At 68.9% G+C, this 16,714-nt stretch carries 22 protein-coding genes and 1 pseudogene; 13 read left to right on the forward strand and 10 right to left on the reverse strand.

What is annotated here, in order from left to right:
* The first annotated feature begins 281 nt into the window (after nt 1–281).
* Both KIK05_RS01135 and KIK05_RS01140 read left to right on the forward strand, forming a co-directional pair.
* Nucleotides 282–545, forward strand: a complete 264-nt coding sequence (locus tag KIK05_RS01135; RefSeq protein ID WP_214408600.1) for a hypothetical protein — start codon at nt 282–284, stop codon at nt 543–545.
* A gap of 314 nt (nt 546–859) precedes the next feature.
* Nucleotides 860–2,959, forward strand: coding sequence for a transglycosylase domain-containing protein (locus KIK05_RS01140; RefSeq protein ID WP_214408601.1), 2,100 nt, complete (start codon nt 860–862; stop codon nt 2,957–2,959).
* Between the two features lie 343 nt (nt 2,960–3,302).
* On the opposite strand, the gene KIK05_RS01145 is transcribed toward KIK05_RS01140, so the two are convergent.
* Complete coding sequence (locus KIK05_RS01145; RefSeq protein WP_214408602.1) at nt 3,303–3,545, reverse strand: DUF397 domain-containing protein; 243 nt, start codon at nt 3,543–3,545, stop codon at nt 3,303–3,305.
* Between the two features lie 23 nt (nt 3,546–3,568).
* Nucleotides 3,569–4,462, reverse strand: coding sequence for a helix-turn-helix domain-containing protein (locus KIK05_RS01150; protein ID WP_308249684.1), 894 nt, complete (start codon nt 4,460–4,462; stop codon nt 3,569–3,571).
* A gap of 69 nt (nt 4,463–4,531) precedes the next feature.
* Here KIK05_RS01150 and KIK05_RS01155 point away from each other — a divergent pair, with 69 nt between their 5' ends.
* Nucleotides 4,532–4,969 carry an ATP-binding protein gene (locus tag KIK05_RS01155; RefSeq protein WP_214408603.1) on the forward strand — a complete coding sequence of 146 codons (438 nt, stop codon included), beginning with the start codon at nt 4,532–4,534 and terminating at the stop codon, nt 4,967–4,969.
* Between the two features lie 12 nt (nt 4,970–4,981).
* On the opposite strand, the gene KIK05_RS01160 is transcribed toward KIK05_RS01155, so the two are convergent.
* The 4 genes from KIK05_RS01160 to KIK05_RS01175 form a co-directional block, all read right to left on the reverse strand.
* Nucleotides 4,982–5,350 carry a MerR family transcriptional regulator gene (locus KIK05_RS01160; protein WP_214408604.1) on the reverse strand — a complete coding sequence of 123 codons (369 nt, stop codon included), beginning with the start codon at nt 5,348–5,350 and terminating at the stop codon, nt 4,982–4,984.
* A 10-nt stretch (nt 5,351–5,360) separates the two neighbouring features.
* Nucleotides 5,361–6,119, reverse strand: a complete 759-nt coding sequence (locus tag KIK05_RS01165; RefSeq protein WP_250562082.1) for an SDR family NAD(P)-dependent oxidoreductase — start codon at nt 6,117–6,119, stop codon at nt 5,361–5,363.
* A gap of 60 nt (nt 6,120–6,179) precedes the next feature.
* Nucleotides 6,180–6,656 carry a signal peptidase II gene (locus KIK05_RS01170; protein WP_214408605.1) on the reverse strand — a complete coding sequence of 159 codons (477 nt, stop codon included), beginning with the start codon at nt 6,654–6,656 and terminating at the stop codon, nt 6,180–6,182.
* A gap of 189 nt (nt 6,657–6,845) precedes the next feature.
* On the reverse strand, nt 6,846–7,676 hold the full coding sequence (locus KIK05_RS01175) for an MBL fold metallo-hydrolase (protein WP_214408606.1): 831 nt from the start codon (nt 7,674–7,676) through the stop codon (nt 6,846–6,848).
* A gap of 155 nt (nt 7,677–7,831) precedes the next feature.
* Between KIK05_RS01175 and KIK05_RS01180 the strand changes: the two genes are divergently transcribed.
* The 5 genes from KIK05_RS01180 (at nt 7,832) to KIK05_RS01200 (ending at nt 10,819) form a co-directional block, all read left to right on the forward strand.
* Nucleotides 7,832–8,614: a Clp protease N-terminal domain-containing protein gene (locus KIK05_RS01180; RefSeq protein WP_214408607.1), complete on the forward strand. Its 783-nt coding sequence runs from the start codon at nt 7,832–7,834 to the stop codon at nt 8,612–8,614.
* A gap of 46 nt (nt 8,615–8,660) precedes the next feature.
* A complete protein-coding gene (locus KIK05_RS01185; protein ID WP_214408608.1) occupies nt 8,661–8,804 on the forward strand; it encodes a hypothetical protein in 144 nt (47 codons plus the stop codon).
* 30 nt (nt 8,805–8,834) lie between these two features.
* On the forward strand, nt 8,835–9,386 hold the full coding sequence (locus KIK05_RS01190) for a hypothetical protein (protein ID WP_214408609.1): 552 nt from the start codon (nt 8,835–8,837) through the stop codon (nt 9,384–9,386).
* 66 nt (nt 9,387–9,452) lie between these two features.
* The gene (locus tag KIK05_RS01195) at nt 9,453–9,989 is read left to right on the forward strand and encodes an RNA polymerase sigma factor (RefSeq protein WP_308249685.1); all 537 of its coding nucleotides are present in this window, start codon (nt 9,453–9,455) and stop codon (nt 9,987–9,989) included.
* Entirely contained in the window at nt 9,986–10,819 is an 834-nt protein-coding gene (locus tag KIK05_RS01200; RefSeq protein ID WP_214408611.1) for a hypothetical protein, read from the forward strand. Before KIK05_RS01195 ends, KIK05_RS01200 begins: the two co-directional genes overlap by 4 nt.
* 209 nt (nt 10,820–11,028) lie before the next feature.
* Here the strand turns inward: KIK05_RS01200 and KIK05_RS01205 are convergent, their stop codons facing one another.
* Complete coding sequence (locus tag KIK05_RS01205) at nt 11,029–11,673, reverse strand: TetR/AcrR family transcriptional regulator (RefSeq protein WP_214408612.1); 645 nt, start codon at nt 11,671–11,673, stop codon at nt 11,029–11,031.
* 114 nt (nt 11,674–11,787) lie between these two features.
* Between KIK05_RS01205 and KIK05_RS01210 the strand changes: the two genes are divergently transcribed.
* From KIK05_RS01210 to KIK05_RS01220, 3 genes are all read left to right on the forward strand, one after another.
* Nucleotides 11,788–11,973 (forward strand): hypothetical protein, encoded by a 186-nt coding sequence (locus KIK05_RS01210; RefSeq protein ID WP_214408613.1) that lies wholly within the window; start codon nt 11,788–11,790, stop codon nt 11,971–11,973.
* Nucleotides 11,974–12,018: 45 nt separating this feature from the next.
* Nucleotides 12,019–12,408 (forward strand): VOC family protein, encoded by a 390-nt coding sequence (locus KIK05_RS01215; protein ID WP_214408614.1) that lies wholly within the window; start codon nt 12,019–12,021, stop codon nt 12,406–12,408.
* 181 nt (nt 12,409–12,589) lie between these two features.
* Entirely contained in the window at nt 12,590–12,973 is a 384-nt protein-coding gene (locus tag KIK05_RS01220) for a DUF3224 domain-containing protein (RefSeq protein ID WP_214408615.1), read from the forward strand.
* Nucleotides 12,974–13,118: 145 nt separating this feature from the next.
* Here the strand turns inward: KIK05_RS01220 and KIK05_RS01225 are convergent, their stop codons facing one another.
* From KIK05_RS01225 to KIK05_RS49360, 3 genes and pseudogenes are all read right to left on the reverse strand, one after another.
* Entirely contained in the window at nt 13,119–14,075 is a 957-nt protein-coding gene (locus tag KIK05_RS01225) for a phosphotransferase family protein (protein ID WP_214408616.1), read from the reverse strand.
* Between the two features lie 851 nt (nt 14,076–14,926).
* A complete protein-coding gene (locus tag KIK05_RS46490; RefSeq protein ID WP_372455562.1) occupies nt 14,927–15,424 on the reverse strand; it encodes a nuclear transport factor 2 family protein in 498 nt (165 codons plus the stop codon).
* Nucleotides 15,358–15,567 (reverse strand): annotated as a pseudogene (locus KIK05_RS49360) (sigma factor-like helix-turn-helix DNA-binding protein); the annotation flags it as partial. The pseudogene KIK05_RS49360 and the gene KIK05_RS46490, both read right to left, overlap by 67 nt.
* Here KIK05_RS49360 and KIK05_RS46495 point away from each other — a divergent pair.
* Nucleotides 15,487–15,654, forward strand: a complete 168-nt coding sequence (locus KIK05_RS46495) for a hypothetical protein (protein WP_250562083.1) — start codon at nt 15,487–15,489, stop codon at nt 15,652–15,654. The pseudogene KIK05_RS49360 and the gene KIK05_RS46495 sit on opposite strands and share 81 nt — an antisense overlap.
* Nucleotides 15,655–15,715: 61 nt before the next feature.
* A complete protein-coding gene (locus KIK05_RS01240) occupies nt 15,716–16,714 on the forward strand; it encodes a phosphotransferase enzyme family protein (protein ID WP_214408618.1) in 999 nt (332 codons plus the stop codon).

Below are 16,714 nucleotides of genomic sequence, written 5' to 3' on the forward strand. Positions count from 1 at the left end.
TGGGTAGCCGGCCTCCCCCCCGACCCCCGCTGCTCGCCCCCGCCCCGGGCACACCCCCCCGGCGCCGCCGTCCCCCCAGGGACGGCGGCGCCTCGCCATGTCCGCAGTGCTCCGGGGCCGGGGGTTCGCCGGTCACGACATGAGGCGGAAGTGACGGCGATGGCCCAACTTATAGTCTTCTAGCAGCATTAACGCCGCCAAAAACAGCGTGTCGCCGTACTTCCGACAGAAGCAGGGGTATTCCCCGATGGGGGAATCTCGGCTTTCAAGGAAGGTGAGCAATGGCGCGCATCTATCGATTGGGGCTCGCCGCCGCATCGGCGTTTCTTTTGGTTTCGGCACCGGCCGCCGCGTTCGCCGGCGACAGGGCCGACTCGAGGATCGATTCCTGGGGCGACACGACCGCCGCCAACAACTTTGACCCTTTCGCCTTCGCCTTCAACGATGGCGACAACAGCACACTGAACACGAACTGGGTCTTCGCCAACGGTGACACGGACTCGGAGGATGATGACACCGACACCGACGACACGGTCAAGGATTAGGTGGTCCGGCCGCAGGTGTGGATGCGCGAGGACGGCACCCACACCTGCGTGACCCCACCGTCACGTCGCGACCGGCGGGAGCGGGCGCCGGATGACCCGGGTGCCGCTGAGCAGGTCGCAGTTCCGCAAAGGGAAGTCGAACACGATGTCGCCACCGGGACATCCGGCGGCGTGGACGCTTCGCTTCTGCACTGGTGGGTGACGTGGGTTGATATCCGTTTCGATATCAATGAGTACCTGATATCGGTCTTGGACAGTGTGCCGAGAGACGTGCTGTCATGGCCGCCATGTCCAGGTCGTCGGTTCATACGCGGATGTTCAGCATTGCCCGGCTCACGGTGGCCGCCACCGCCGCCGGGCTGGTGACCGCGGCGCTCGCGCTGCCCGCCGTGGGCGGCTCGGGGGCGGCGATGGTCGCGGCGACCGAGGCGCTGAACCTCCGGCCGGAGGAACTGGTGGAGCCGCCGCTGGCGGAGAAGACGACGGTGTACGACGCCGAGGGCGACAAGATCGCCCAGTTCTACGCACAGGACCGCAAGGTCGTGCCGCTGGAGCGCATCGCGGACGTGATGAAGACGGCCATCGTCGCGATCGAGGACTACCGCTTCTACCAGCACGGCGCGATCGACTTCGAGGGCACGGCCCGCGCCCTGGTCAAGAACCTCGCCTCCGGCGGCATCGGCCAGGGCGGCTCGTCGATCACCCAGCAGTACGTCAAGCAGGTCCTGCTCAACTCGGCCGACACCGACAAGGAGAAGAACGCGGCCCTGGAGGCCAGTTACACCCGCAAGCTCAGGGAACTGCGCTACGCCATGGCCGTCGAGCAGAAGTACACCAAGGACCAGATCCTGGAGAAATACCTGAACATCGCCTACTTCGGCGCCGGGGCCAACGGCGTGGAGGCGGCGGCCAGGCGCTTCTTCGGCGTGCCGGCGGCCCGCCTGGACCTGGCGCAGGCCGCCACCCTCGCCGGGGCCGTCCAGGACCCCAACCGGACCGACCCGAACCTCGGGCCCACGGCGCGACGGCTGCTGCTGCAGCGGCGCGACGTCGTGCTCGACCGGATGGCGGAGCTGGGCCGGATCACCCCGGCACAGGCCGAGGCGGCCAAGGCTCGCAAGCTCGGCTACAAGGGAATCAAACAGCCCAACGGCTGCCAGGAGAGCCGCTACCCGTACTTCTGCGAGTACGTCCGGTACGAGCTGCTGGCCGACCCCGCGTTCGGCAGGACGCAGCGGCAGCGCGAGCAGGCCGTCAACCAGGGCGGGCTCAAGATCTACACGACGCTGGACCCCAAGGCGCAGAAGGCGGCCGAGGCGGCCCTCAAGAAGCACGTCTTCGCCTCCGACCGCGCGCTTGCCGCCGAGGCGCTGGTCGAGCCGGGCACCGGCAAGATCAAGGCAATGGCCGCCAGCCGTCCCTTCGGCGGCTCCGCCCGCAGGCACGAGATCTCCTACAACGCGGTCGCCGACAAGCGGCACGGCGGGCTGATCGGCTTCCAGCCGGGGTCGACCTACAAGACGTTCACCCTGATCACCGCGCTCAAGCAGGGCATGAAGATCGACGACGGCATCACCGCCGGCGCCGGCTACACCGCGCCCGGTCACGCCACGTTCAAGAGCTGCGCGGGCGAGAACGTGGCCGATCCGTCCTGGACCGTCACCAACGACGAGGGCTCGCCCGGCTTCAAGACGCTGGCCACCGGCACCTGGGGCTCGGTCAACACCTTCTTCATGGCGCTGCAGGAGCGGGTCGGCCTGTGCCCGACGGTCGAGACCGCCGAGTCGCTGGGCATCCGGCGGGCCGACGGTACCAAGCTGCGCGAGGTCGAGACGTTCACGCTCGGCGTCAACGAGAGCGACCCGGTCACCGTCGCCACCGCCTACGCGGCCATCGCCGCGCGCGGCACCTACTGCCCGCCAATGGCCATCACCCGCGTCACCGGCCGCGACGGCAGGCCCGTGGAGTACCGGCCGCGGTGCGAACGAGTCCTGGACCCGGAGATCGCCGACGCGACCGCCCACATCCTGTCCGGGGTGTTCACCCACGGCACCATGCGGGGTGTCGGCGGCATCGGCCGCCCGGCGGCCGGCAAGACCGGTACCACCGACGGGTACGCCAGCGCCTGGTTCGCCGGGTTCACCCCCGACCTGGCCGGGGCTGTCAGCATCGGCGACCCCCGCGGCTCCCAGCGCCACAAGCTCACCGGGGTCACCATCGGCGGCCGCTACTACGACGCGGTCCAGGGCGCCTCACTGCCCGGCCCCATCTGGAACGACACCATGAGGGCCGCGCTGCGCGGCGTGGCGGCGACCCCGTTCACCCCCGTGGACGAGACCCGCTTCGGCGGCTGCGACCAGGACTGCGCCCCCTCCCACCAGGACCCCGGCGACGCGACACCGGCCGACCGGTAACGGACCGGGACTCCAGCCGCCACAATGGAGAAGCGCTCAGGGGGTTGCGCCGAGCTGGCAGAACGCCGGACCTATCGATTCACATCTGCATCACCTTTGGCGAGAAGACCGCCGCGACGGTCCACAAGCAGAGAAGCGGTAATCCCTCCCAACAGAGTGAAGCCCACCCGTACAACACTTCCCTGGCTCGACAGGGCCGCCCACCCACACAACCCCCAGCCAGAAAGGACAAGCCCTTCCCTACCAAAGAGCGCTGTCACACCGACCATGCACATGGCCCGACGGCCGACCACGAGAAACGCGCCAGACAGGGTAGGAGAACGGTCACTCGGACACGGAGTGGCTAGAGGTGGAACCTGCCCGCCTTGATCCCATCAACGAAGGCCCGCCACTCCTGCCGCGGGAAGGCCAACACCGGGCCGCCAAGGCTTTTGGAATCCCGGACCAGGTACCGAATCTCAGCCCCATTCAGGCTTCCACTCGGGATGACGCCCGTAACCGCGAGCTCGATGCAACCGTTGGCACCCTCGCTGAAGCTGCTCTTACGCCAGGTCAGCCTGCCAACGTTCTCTTCTCGGTACGACATCGCGCATCCCCTTGCCTGTAGGACTACAGTGTCTCGGCGATTCTGCTGATCATCTCGAGCGATTCGTCTGGACCAAGCGCCATCGCCCTCAGCTGGTCGTACGCCAGGGCATATCGGTGCACATCCGCATCTTCCTCGACATAGAGGCTGCTGGCCATAGTCTCCACATAAACGACGCTGGGGTCGTACCTCCCCGGAAACTCAAGGATGGAGAACGCACCTACCGCTCCTGGATGCGCGCCGGCGCTGTTCGGCAGCACCTGGATCGTCACATTGGGCCGATCCGACTGCTCGAGAAGATGCCTGCATTGCGCCCGCATCACTTCCGGCCCTCCGACCACGCGTCTCAGCGCTGCCTCATCGAAGACCACCCAGAGATGAAGTGGGTCGGCTCTTCTCAGGACCTCCTGGCGAGTGAGCCGGACCTCCACCCGCCGGTCGATTTCGTGGGCAGGCGCAAGAGACATGAGTCCTGACCGGATCACAGCCCGCGCATAGTCCTCCGTCTGCAGTAGCCCATGGATCAGGAGGAGGTCGTACCGCTTGATGCCACACGCGGCTGCCTCAAGGCTGATGTAGTTGGCGTACTCGGTGGGGATCGAGTCGTACATGTCCCACCATCCACGCTGGCGATCGGTTCGAGCCAGCGTCAGCAACGCACCGCGTCTGCTCTCAGGGACGTTGTACAGATCCAGTAGAGCCACGAGGTCCCTGATCCGCACGCCGACGTGCGCAGTCTCGATACGACTGACCTTCGAGGCCGACCAGCCGACGCTCTCCGCGGCCTGATCGCCGGTCAGGCCAGCCCGTTCACGAAGGGTACGCAGCTCAGCGGCCAACCTGCGCCGACGAACACTGGGACCACGACGGTCGGCCACCGGCTCTCCTTTCCTCAGCACGGGCACAGTGTCGCGCACCCGCCCCCACTCCTGAGGTGAGCTGGCCAAAGAAGCTGGAGCTGCAATTCTTGCAATAAGCTTGCCGCAATGCTCGCGGTGAGTAACCATGCCGTCACAATCAATGAAGGAGACGGCATGGCTGGAAGCAGTCTCGTGGCCACGATCAACCTGATCGGCGCGAAGACCTCGGTGGCGCGGGCGCGGCAGTTCACACTCGACCTGCTCGGCGATGGCCACCCGGCGGTGGACGAGACGGTTCTCGCGGTGAGCGAGTTGGTGACCAACTCGATCGTCCACTCGGATTCCGGCCGCCAGGGAACCGTCGCCCTCTCCATCCGCGGCTCGGATGACAGCGTTCGCGTCGAGGTCACCGACGCGGGCTCCTCCTGCACAGCCCCCTACATCAGAAACGACCCCGACGCCGAGAGCGGACGTGGACTCCGGATCGTCAGCGCACTGGCGAAGGAATGGGGAGTCACCCATCGCGGTACCGCTGTCACCACCTGGTGCGAACTCCCCTTCTGAACGGCTTCCAGGTCAGTCCTCGGAACGGCCCTTTTCGGCGCGTACCAGTACCTCGGTGAGACGTCGGCGGATGACGTCGAGGGCGCCCATCCGCTCCTCCACGTCGGCGAGCCGGCGGGCGATGACCTGGGCGCTCGCGTGGCAGATGAGGCCGGTGTCCGAGACCTCCTGGTCGAGACACGGCAGGAACGCGCGGACGTCGGCGCCGGTGAGGCCGACCGACAGGAGCAGCCGGATGTTACGCACCCGGGCGACGGCCGACTCGTCGTACTCCCGGTAACCGTTGGGGGCTCGCCGGGGTTCGAGGAGACCCTGCTCCTCGTAGTACCGCAGCGCCTTGACGGTCGCCCCCGCCCGGCCGGCCAGCTCTCCGATCAACATCGCCCCGTCCTCAACCCCCCGTGCTCAGGCCGCCGTCCACACGGATGACCGTACCGGTGAGGTAGGCCGCCTCGGGGCGTACGACGTTCACGATCCACCAGGCGATCTCCTCCGGACGGGCGAGACGCCCGAGCGGGATGCGCGCCCGGAGCCGCTTTCCCATCTCGGCCGTCTGTTCGTCGGAGAAGCCGGCGTTGGCCATGACCGGTGTCGCCGTGACGCCGGGGGCCACGGAGACGACGCGGATGCCGCGCGGCGCGAGCTCCACGGCCCAGGTGTGGGTCAGGAAGTCGAGGGCCACCTTCGTCGCTCCGTACACCGAGTTGTCGCGCCAGCCGTAGTAGGGCGGGTTGGAGGTCACGTTCACGATGGTGGCCCCTGCCTCCAGGTGCGGCAGGGCCTGCTGGGCGAGGAACAACGGGGCGAGGAGGTTCGTGGCGATCTGTTCTCCGGCGACCTTCGGGTCGATCGCGCCGAGGGGGGCCGGTCTGGTGATCGCGGCGTTGTTGACCAGGGCGTCGATGCGGCCGAAAGCGTCGAGCGCGGCGTGCACGATGGCCGCCGGCGCCTCCGGCGCGGCGACGTCGGCCGTGAACGCGCGAATACGGGGGTGCCGTCCGGCGGTCTCCGCCAGGCGTTCGGCGGTGCGGCCGACGATGAGGACGTCGGCACCCTCGTCGGCGAACCGTTGCGCCGTCGCGCGTCCGATCCCGGCGCCTCCCCCGGTGATGATCACTGCCTGACCGCGAAGGCTGTTCGTCTCTTCCATGCCCGGGACGCTAAACCTTGCCCCCGGGGGCAGGGTCAAGCCGGCACGGGGGACGCCCGCCTACGAGGCCGCATGTCCCTTTTCGGCTACGTCTCCGAAAGGGATGCCGCGCAGGGTGAGCAGCAGGAGGAAGGCACAGCCCGCTGTGAGGGCGATGTCGGCGAGGTTGCCGACGAACAGGCCGGCGTAGTCGATGAAGTCCACGACATGGCCGTGGGCGAAGGCGGGCGGGCGGAACAGACGGTCGAGCAGATGGGAGGTGGCGCCACCCAGCAACATCCCCAGGGCGACGGCCCAGGCCGGCGAACGCAGCCGCCGCCCGACGTAAAGGATGCCGGCCACCGCGGCGGCCGCCGTCAAAGCGAAGACCCATGTCACGCCCTCACCGATCGAGAACGCGGCGCCGGAGTTCAGCAACAGCCGCAACCGGATCAGGCGCGGGATCACCGTGATGCCTTCACCGTCCGAGAGCGCTGAGACCGCCCAGAGCTTGGAGGCCTGATCCACGAGCAGAACTCCTGCGGCCAGCACGAGCATCCGCGCATACGGCCGCATTCCCCGTCTCGTCCGCTCTTCAGACACCTTCACCTCGCAACCTAGGACTTTCTTCTGCCAAACCTACCGAGATCGCCCTCTTCCGGGGTCGTCTCCCCGAAAAGGGACATGGATCGAGGAGGTCACCAGCCGCTGAGGCGGCCCACGACCGGCTCGGCACGCGCCGGCCGGTCAGGCCGTGACCTCCTCCACCGCGGCACGCCGGAACTCCCAGGGGTCGTGGGCGGAGATCACCTGGACCTCGGCCGAGCGCAGGCGGGCCAGCTGCTGGAGGCGGGCCAGGTTGCCGAGGCGGAGGGGGCGGTCGGCCTCGGTGACGGCCTGCAGGACGTCGGTCTCGGGGTGCGGGTGCGGGGAGCGCGGATCCAGCTCACCGTGGTAGAAGTACGCGTCGCCGGCATGGAGCAGCCAGCCGTCTCCGGTGTCGACCGCTACGGCGGCATGGCCTTCGGTGTGCCCGCCGAGCGGGACCAGCAGGATCTCCGGCGGCAACCCGTCCAGCTCGCGCACCGCGTCGAAGCCGAACCACGGTTCGCCGCCCGGCGCGGCGTACGTCACCCACTCCGGTCCGTGCCGGAAGTGGGCGTCGCGGAAGCGGTGACGGTTCTCCTCGGCCAGGGCGGCCGCCAGCTCCGCCTCGCGGAGGTGCACCTTGGCGTGCGGGAAGTCCGGCAGCCCGCCGGTGTGGTCACCGTGCAGGTGGGTGAGCACGATGTGCCGGACGTCCCGCGGCGAGTGGCCGAGACGCCTCACCTGCCGGATCGCCGTCTCCTCGGGGTCGAGCACGGGTTGCGCGAACGCCAGCCAGTCGGCGCCCAGCGACTCGGCCGGATGCTCGATGTCGACGGTGCCGAGGCCGGTCTCGACCAGCACCAGCCCCGAGGCCGGAGTCTCGACCAGCAGGCAGTGGCACACGGCGGGCGCGGGCTTCAGCCGGCCGTCCTCGTCGTGGACCGGGGCGACCTCGCGCAGGGATCCGCAGTTCAGGTGGTGGACCTTCATGGTTCTCCTTCAGGGCGGCACGGGGAGCGGAGCCAATAATATGACGTTCGGTCTATATGTTAGAGCGATGGCGAAGGAGGGTGGACACGTAACCCCGATGGGGGTATACAAGGGTTATAACCCTCTACTAACCCCATCGAGAAGGGGCCACCGTGATGCCGAAGATCAACGTCTATCTGCCGGACGACCTGGCCGAGGCGGTCAAGGAGGCCGGGGTGCCGGTGTCGGCCGTCTGCCAGCGGGCACTGGAGCAGGCGGTGCGGCGGGTGACCGCCATCCGCGAAACCGTGATCGGCGACCTGGACGTCGACGACGCGACCGCACGGCTGCCCCACTTCACCCCTCGGTCCCGCAAGACGATCAAGCTGGCCGTGGAGCAGGCCAGGGCCGCCGGCGCGTCGAACGTCGGTACCGAGCACCTGCTCGGGGGCATGCTCGCCGAGGGCGAGAACCTCGCGCTGCACGTGCTCCGCGCCGTCGACATCGAGCCGGAACACCTGGTCCGCGAGCTGGCCCGCAAGGTCGCCCACGCCGGCACTCCCCCCGTGGACGGCACGGAGAAGGACCAGGACGGCGTGGCGCGCCACTTCAGCGTCCCCGCCGCCAACGCCCTGGAGTTCGCCGTCACCGAGGCCACCGGCATGGGACACAACTACATCGGCTGCGAGCATCTGCTGCTCGGCCTGGTCAACGAGCCCGACGGCACCGCGGGTCAGGTCCTGCGCGCCCTGGGCGCCGAACCGCGTCTCACCCGCCGTGCCGTCGCCGCCGCCCTCGCCGGTTACGTCCACCTGCGCGCCCAGACCCAGGGCACCGCCGCCGCACCACCGGCGGGCGCCGCCCAGGCCCTCGCCGCCGCCGTCCGCCAGGAGATCCAGCCTCTGGTCCAGCGCATCGAGCGGCTGGAGGAACGCCTCGACGTGACGCCCGAGAACTGACCCGCATCCGTGAGAGCAGCCCGGCCCTGAGGAGGTGGGACGAGTCATGAGGCGTCACCCGAGCCCGCCGTCCGGGACTCTGCCGGCCCTGATCGGCGCGGTCGTGTTCCTGGGATGGCTGTGGACCGCGCAGGGCGCCGCCATGAAGGACCTCGTGATCGTGGTCCTCCTCGCAGTGATCAGGCGGTGATCTCGGGGCCTGACGTGCTGCGAACATTATTTGGCCGCGTACGTCACGGACAGCAGCGGGCGGTCGGCTGATGCCGATGACCAGAGCATCGCGGGCGACGTCGATGACCTCGGTGGTGATCCGGTCGACGCCGTTGAGTTTCATCACCCGTTCGGCTTGTTCCAGAAGTCGGGTGACCAGCCGGAAGTCGCCTGCGGTGGTGCGGTTGATCGCGGCGATGGCCTCAGTGGTAGTGGCGTCCGGGATGTCCAGGCCAAGGTGGGCGAAGGCTGTGGTCAGGACGATGACGACGAGTTCGGTGTAGAGGCCGGCACCGTGGAGGTTGGTCTCGCGATTGGGGTCGTCGATGTCGCGGGCGCGGACGACTGGCCGACCTGCGGGGATGTCTCCGCGGCGACGTTGCCCGGGTCGCGTCTCGAAAGCATGGATTCGAGACGAGCAGGGCTGAGCCAGATCACGTTAGTTGGCACCAGTAGGCCATCGCGACCTGGTCTGTGGGATCTTCCCGATTCAGGCTTGTTGGCACCGATGGGTCACGCTACTTGCAACCGAACGGGGAAGGCCCTCGGAACGGCGGGGTGAAACACTCGGAAAAGGTGCCGGACATGTATCGAGATGTCCGACACCTTGGTACGAGGAGAGTCATCTGTGACCCACCCCCCGGGAGCGCGAGACCGCTTCGAAGCGATCTACAACGCGCACTACCCGGCCATCCACCAGTACGCCGCCCGCCGTACGGACTCGCCCGAGGACACGGCGGACGTGATGTCCGAGACGTTCCTCACCGCGTGGCGGCGCATCGCCGACGTGCCCGAGGGCGAGGCCGCCCGCCTGTGGCTGTACGGCGTGGCCCGTCGCGTCCTGGCCAATCAGCGGCGCGGCCAGTCCCGTAGGGCCGGGCTGGCAGAACGGCTGAAGGATGCGTCGTCCGCCGCGCGGCCGTCCGGGCCGGACGGGCTTGACCGTGTGCGGGAGGCGTTCGACGACCTTCCCGCCCGTGACCGCGACGTGCTCACGTTGGCCTGCTGGGAAGGCCTGACCGGCCCGGAGATCGGCAAAGTGCTCGGCTGCACAGCGACGGCGGCCCGCATCAGGCTGCACCGCGCACGCAGGCGGCTGGCCAAGGCGCTGGGGCTGACGGAAGAAGACCAGGCGATCGTGGAACTGAGAGGAGAGAGCCTGTGAGCAAGATCGACCGGCTGGTGGCCGCCATCGACCCCGCGCCCCACGCGCCAGAACAGGGTCAGGACGCGCGGGAGTTGTTCCACTCGATCGTTGCGACGCCGGTCAAGGCACGTCGCAGGGTGCGCTGGCCGGTGGTGATCCCCGTCGCCGCGGTGCTGGCGGCGGCAGCCGTCATGGGGGTGGCGTTCATACCCACCGACGCGCCGAGCGGCATCGCGCCGACCGCCGCGCTGGCGTTCCAGCGTTCGGGCGACGACTGGATCGTCACCGTCAAGGACCTCTACGCCGACCCCGAACGCTTCGCATCCGAGTTCAAGGCCCGCGGGCTCGACATCCGCCTGTCGATCGCCCCAGGTTCACCAAGCCTGGTCGGTCATGTCACGGCCACGGATAATTCGGAGGAAGCCCGCATCGAGGAGGAGTCGGTGGAGTGCGAGGCCGGCCGATGCACGGCCTCGTTCCGCATTCCCGGGGATTTCAAGGGCAGCGCGCAGATCTGGTTCGCCCGTCCGGCCCGGCCCGGGGAGCGGTACGAATCGGCCGGTGACGCTGACGCCACTGGTGAGCTGCTGCATTGCGTACCGTTCCGCGGCATGACCGTGGACGAGGTACGGGCCGTGCTGGCCGAGCGGGACGGCTCGATCGAGGAGTTCAGGGTCGGCAAGAGCTCGGACCGCGCCCAGCAGGTGCCGGGCAACTGGTTCGTCAGCGACGCGGTGCCGACAGCCCCGGGGCAGGTGCTCGTCTGGGCGCAGCCGGACCGGGTGAAGTTCACTCCCGAGCTGACCGCACACGTGAAGAAGAAGATGGCCGGATGCCCGAAAGGCTGACCGAGAAATACCCCGTATGAGTGAGTATGGCGCCGCAGCAGAAGGTGCGGCGCCATACGTACGCCAGCCGCCGGAACGGCACAACCGCGATCAGGTTCCACCTAACGTGATCTGGCTCAGGGGCCCCGTCACTAGGAGTGACGTCCGGAAGCTCCCCTCTGCCAGGATTCGTGACGCCTCGGGGGCTTGTCGCAGGCGCGGCGCCGAAATCACGTGGTGGCGTAGTCGGACAGGGCGGGTTCCAGCAGGTCGAAGGCTTGAGTGGCTTCGGCGGCGATGATGTCGGCGATCTGGTCGTTGGGGTGTCCGGCCATGGTGAGGGCCTGGATGCGCTGGAACAGCACGCGGTGGACGGTGCCCAGCAGGCCGGCGGCGGTCTGGACGGTGATGTCGTCGGGCCGGGCGCCGGTCGCCTCGGCGAGCGCCCCCGACAGGTGGTGTTCGCGCTGGTCGTGCAGGCCTCGTAGGCAGACGGTCAGGGTGGGACTGTCTGCGATCATGCGGGCGAACTCCTGACCGGAGAACCCGGCGATCGGGTCCTGGGCGGAGACGGCGTCGGTGAACGTACGACGCAGTGCGGCCAGCGCCGACTCCCCCGGGCGCCGGGTGGCGACCGCGCGGGCCAGGGAGGCGGCGAACTCCTCCTGGTGATCCAGGGCCAGGTCTTCCTTGCGGGCGAAGTAGTTGGTGACGGTCTTCTTGGCGACGCGGGCGGCCGCGGCGATCTCGGCGATGGTCGTCTGCTCGAAGCCCTGGGCGATGAACAACCGGGTCGCGTGGTCGGAGATGAGCTGCCGAGTCTCCTGCTTCTTGGTCTCGCGCAGCCCGGCGGGGACGGAGGTCTGGGTAGCCATGACGCAATCTTACCCTCGTAGCATTTTTATGTTGACACTCTATGGAGTCTGGGCTAAGTTTACGTCCGTCGCAAGTTTGCGACGATGGAACGCCACGTCTGAAGGGGGACGCCCATGCGCCAGCACATCCACGATTTCCTCGCCCGCGCGGTCGAGCCCGCCACCGTGCCCCAGCCGCAGCCACCGAAGCGGCTCCCGCTACGCGGCGCCGAACTGCGCCGGCCGCCGGCCGAGCACCGCGTCCGTGCGGGGCAGCAGGCCCAGGCGGCCCGTATCGTCCCCCGCCGCCGTAGTTACTGACCCGCACCCCGCCACCGCACAAGCCGCCGCACCTCTAGGAGACCCGTGCAGTTCACCGCCTCCACCGTCTCGCTGACCGTCGACGATGTCACCGCCTCACAGGAGTTCTTCACCACCCACCTGGGCTACACCGTCCAGCAGGCCGCCGACGGCTTTGCCTCCCTCCAACGGCCCGACGCGTTCGGCGTCGTCCTGCTCGCCCGCGGCATCCAGGTGCTGCCGCCCGAGCAGCGCGACCAGCGCGCCGGCGGCCTGATCCTGGCGTTCACCCTCGCCGAGGGCCTGGATGAGCAGGAGAAGCGCCTGCGCGGCGCCGGAGTCGAGATCACCATGCCGCTGCGTGAGGAGCCTTGGGGCGAACGTCTGTTCCAGATCACCGACCCCAACGGCGTGATCGTCCAGTTCGTTGAATGGGCCGCCCTCGACAACGGCTGATCCCTCTCCCGGAGAGTTCAGGACGGCCGGTGGAATGTCCCGCTCCATCGGCCGCTTCCAGGAGTGCCAGTGAGAAGTACCCAGCCGAGCTCGCCCGAGAGCGCAAGACCCTGCCTGGAATCACCGCGCCGAAAGGTGTCCAGGCCCACTGCCAACCACCAGTTCAGGAGCCGTTGACCACATGACGGAGCGCACCATCAAGGCTGAATTCGAGATCGTGAAGTTCGAGGAGTCCGCGTACGAGGAGCCCGCTGAGGGCCCGAAGCTGACCCGGGTCACGATCCACAAGCGCTACCAGGGCGCGATCGACGGCACAGGCGTCGCCGAGGTGCTCACTGCGCAGGGTACGGCGGGCGGCGGCTACGTGGCCTCCGAAAGGATCGAGGGCAGGCTGGACGGCCGGCACGGCACCTTCGTCATCCAGCACGGCGGCTTGGCCGACGGGGGCGACCAGTCCAGCTACGGGAGCATCATCCCCAATTCCGGGACCGGGGACCTTGCCGGGATCTCCGGCCAGGCAATGGAGTTCGAGTTCCAGGTGCTCACGCTCGTCTACACACTGTGACGTGTCAGAGCGCCGGACTCCATGATCGACGACATCCCTGGTGGTCCTGCCCAGTGGTGAGCTCGGCTTGGGCGAGCTGGTCGGCGGGCAGGTTCGTGCGTGGCGAGCACGAGGTGGCCGACGCCGGGGCTGATCACCGCTGGTCTCAGGTCCATGCTGTGCGTGTGCGCAACCATTCCAGGGCGGCTTGCCCCTGAGCTGCCTGAAAGGCACGTAGCTTCGGCAGGCCCGGTGGCTCGGGCTGTCGGGACTGACAAATGAAATACCCGGTAAGCGCGGCCAACACGGTGGTGACCGCAGCAGGGTCGGCGTCCTGGGCGACCGGGTGGGCGGTGAAGACCTGCTCCGGCGGTGGACCACCCTGCATCCGCACGCTGGGCAGCATCTGCAGAAGATCGAACCAGGCGGCTCCGACGAACGCCCACGGCCAATCGACGACCATCACCTCATCGGTGGTGAGCAGCAGGTTGTCCGCCCGGATGTCGCCGTGAAGCAGACTGTTTCCTTCGATGGCGCTCGGCCAGAGCACTTCCAGATCCGCAAGCGCATCCAGGTGACGTGCCGCCCACGCGTCAAGACCGGCCAAATCGTCGGCCCCCGTGTCACGGGCCGCGACCAGGCGTCGCCACCCCTGGAATTGGTCCCCGCAGCTCTGCTCGGCGGTCGGGGCGGCGATCGGGCAGGGGGTCAGCGTATCGGCCAGCTGAGTCAAGGCGTTCAGCACTCGTCTCAGCTCGTCGGTCCGCCAGGGGTTGGCCGGGGGGAGACCGTCCACGTCCTCGAACAGCATCGCTACCCAGCCGCCGGAGTCCAAGGAGGCCAGCAGCCTGGGCGCGGGCACGTCCACGGGAAGCGCGGCGGCGATGCGCATTTCGGACCGATAGATGTCCGCGCTGAGCGGATTCGGCTCGGGGCCGACGGCTTTGGCGAACGCGCGTCGGCCATCGGCCAGTCTCAGCCGCACGGCGGCGCCCGGTGAGAACCCGCCAGGTTGTGTCACCGCCTCGACGACCGGCGCACCCAGATGTCTCTCGAAGGTCCGGCGGATCGGTTCGGGCACAGCGTGCCACGGCAGCCGGGTCGCGGTTGTGGAGGCATTCATCGCATCATCATCGGCAAGATCACCTCCGACGGCGACTCCATTTAATGGCCACTGGAACCTGCTGGCACTGTCAACAGGCGATAGAGGACCCTCCGGACGAGATCAGGCAAGACGGGAATGCCGCAGACGCGTCATAGATTTTGCGTTCCTGCAAGCAGTGCTACAGGCCTCCGAGCATCCGGTTGAAGGTGCAGATCGCCAACTTGTTCTTCCGCCGCCCTCGCCCCCGAGCGGATTGCCGAAAGACCGGATCAGCCCCACAGGCCCCGGTAGACCCAGACGCCGGAATCGCCATCAGGTTCATAGACGGCCCGGGAGATCTCGCCGCACCGCTCCGCCCGCGTCTGTGCCGGTCAGTCCAGCATGGCGCCGCAGCTCATGTTGATCGCCGCCCCGGTGATGGTGCGAGCCCAGTCCGAGGCGGCGAAGACGGCGACGTTGCCGACGTCCTCCGCGACATGTCCACCATGGGTGTGCCCTGCACATCACTGTCGGAGATCACGTTCAGCGAGACGTCGAGGCTGCCGGCCTCGCCCGCCACCGCCGCCGCGTGCTCCTCGATCGCCCTCTCGTCCAGCGCGTCGACCTCGGCGGTCTCCGCCGTCCCTCCGGCGGCGCGGATCTCACCGGCGACCCGCTCCAGCGTGGCCCGGTACGCCCGGCTAGAAAGACGCGTGCCCCTTGCCGGGCGAACGCCCGGGCGACCACGCCGCCGATCGAACCGCCCCCACCGTAGATGACCGCGTTCTTGCCCTTGAGCAGCATGGCCTGACTCCTGCGTGTCGATGATCCGAGTCCTGTCGGACCTACAACCCGCGGAGGTCTGCGGACTCATCGCTGTCGGCGGGAGATCACTCCACGATCTCGGCCGGAAGGCCGAACTCGGCGAAGATCTCCGGCATCAGGAACGAGACCACCTCGGCGATCTCCATGTCCCGCAGGACGATCACGTCCAGCCCGGCCGCGACGTACGCGTCCCGGCCGGCGTCCCACAGATAGGTGCCGAACGCGGGGCCGCCGTTCGCCGAGGTGGGCAGGAAGCGCCACTTCCCGGTCAGCGGTCCGCGGACGAGGAACGCCCTGATGGCGTCGCGGCCCTCGTACCACTGAGGCAGTGGCGGCATGGAGTACCTGGCGTCGTCGGTGAGCATCGCCACGATCGTCTCGACGTCGCCGTTCTCCCACGCGGTCGCGTACCGCTCGGCGAGGCCGCGAACGGCCTCGGCGTCCGGAGGATGCGAGGTGGCGGCGGGCGGCCGAGGGCCGAGGTCCGGCGGGCGCGCTGCAGGGCGCTGTTGACCGACGCGACCGTGGTGTCCAGCAGGTCCGCCACCTCGCGTGCGGAGAATCCGAGGACCTCGCGCAGTACCAGGACGGCTCGCTGCCGGGCCGGAAGGTGCTGAAGCGCACAGTGTGCCCTCAGTTCGGCCCGGAACGGCCCGGCAAGCCGCCCGAAGGCCTCGGTGTCACCGGCCCGCGCCGCCTCCAGCAGCCGCGTCTCGTGCCCGCCGTCCCCGCGCCCCACCCCGCCCCCTTCGACGTCACCGCCATCATGAAGGCCATACTGCCGCCGTCCTGACGGCCATCAGACCAGACCGGCCCGTCACGCGCCGGCGACGCCGATCGCCTAGGGTTTTCTCGTGATCTACGTACAGACGCCGTTGACCGAGGCCGTACGGCGGGCCGTCGCCGAGTGGTGGGGAGTGGACGGAGAAGGCACCCGGCTGCACGGAGGCGAGGAGTCGGCGGCCTATCGGCTCGGTGATCACGTCGTACGGGTCGGTCCCGCGTGGCGCGGCACGGCCGAGATCGAGTGGTGCCACGCGATCGCCCTGCACGCCGCCACCGGCCTGCCCGAAGCGGTGGCGCCGCTGCCCACGGCCGAGGGCGCGACCGTCGTCCGGGTCGAAGGCCGCCCGGTCTCGGTGTGGCCGTACGTCGAGGGCTCGTGGAGCGACTCCGACGAGCCCGGGCAGCGGGTCCAGGGAGCGCGCCTGCTGGCCAGGCTCCACGAGGCCCTGGCCACCGCGCGCCCCGGACCGCGTCCCGTTCCCGCGTTCCAGGAGTTCGGGCTGTACGGCGTGCCGGGTGTGCCGGCCCCGGCGGGAGACCGCTCGTACGGTGTCCCGGCCGTGCCGCCGGCGGGAGACGCCTCGTACGGCGCCCAGGGTGTGCCGCCGGCGGGAGATCCGTTGCCGGACGGGGCCACCCCAGCCGAGCTCGCCGACCCGCGGCTCGACCGGTGGCTGGCCGAGTTCCACCGCACCCATCCCCGGCGGCATCCTCTGCACGGCGACTACTACACCGGCAACACCCTGGCCCGCGACGGCGTGATCACGGCCGTGCTCGACTGGGACGAGGCGTTCGTCGGCGCGCCGGAGGTGGAGCTGGCCGCCGCCGCGCTCGAATGGGGCGACGACGAGCTCGACCCCAGCAGGGAGTTCGTGGCCGCCTACCTGGAGGCGGGCGGCACGGCCGGGAAGCTGGACGACGAGGCGCTGGCCCAGCTGATCCGCCACAGGCTGCGCCGGGAGGCCGCCTACTTCCACAAGGCCGTCGCCCGCGGCGTCGTGCACGACGAGGAGGATCTCGACTACCACCGCGAGCGGGTGGAGCTCTTCCACCGGCTCCGCCCCTGA

This window comes from Sphaerisporangium fuscum, assembly GCF_018531465.1.
GTDB classification, from domain to species: Bacteria; Actinomycetota; Actinomycetes; order Streptosporangiales; family Streptosporangiaceae; genus Sphaerisporangium; species Sphaerisporangium fuscum.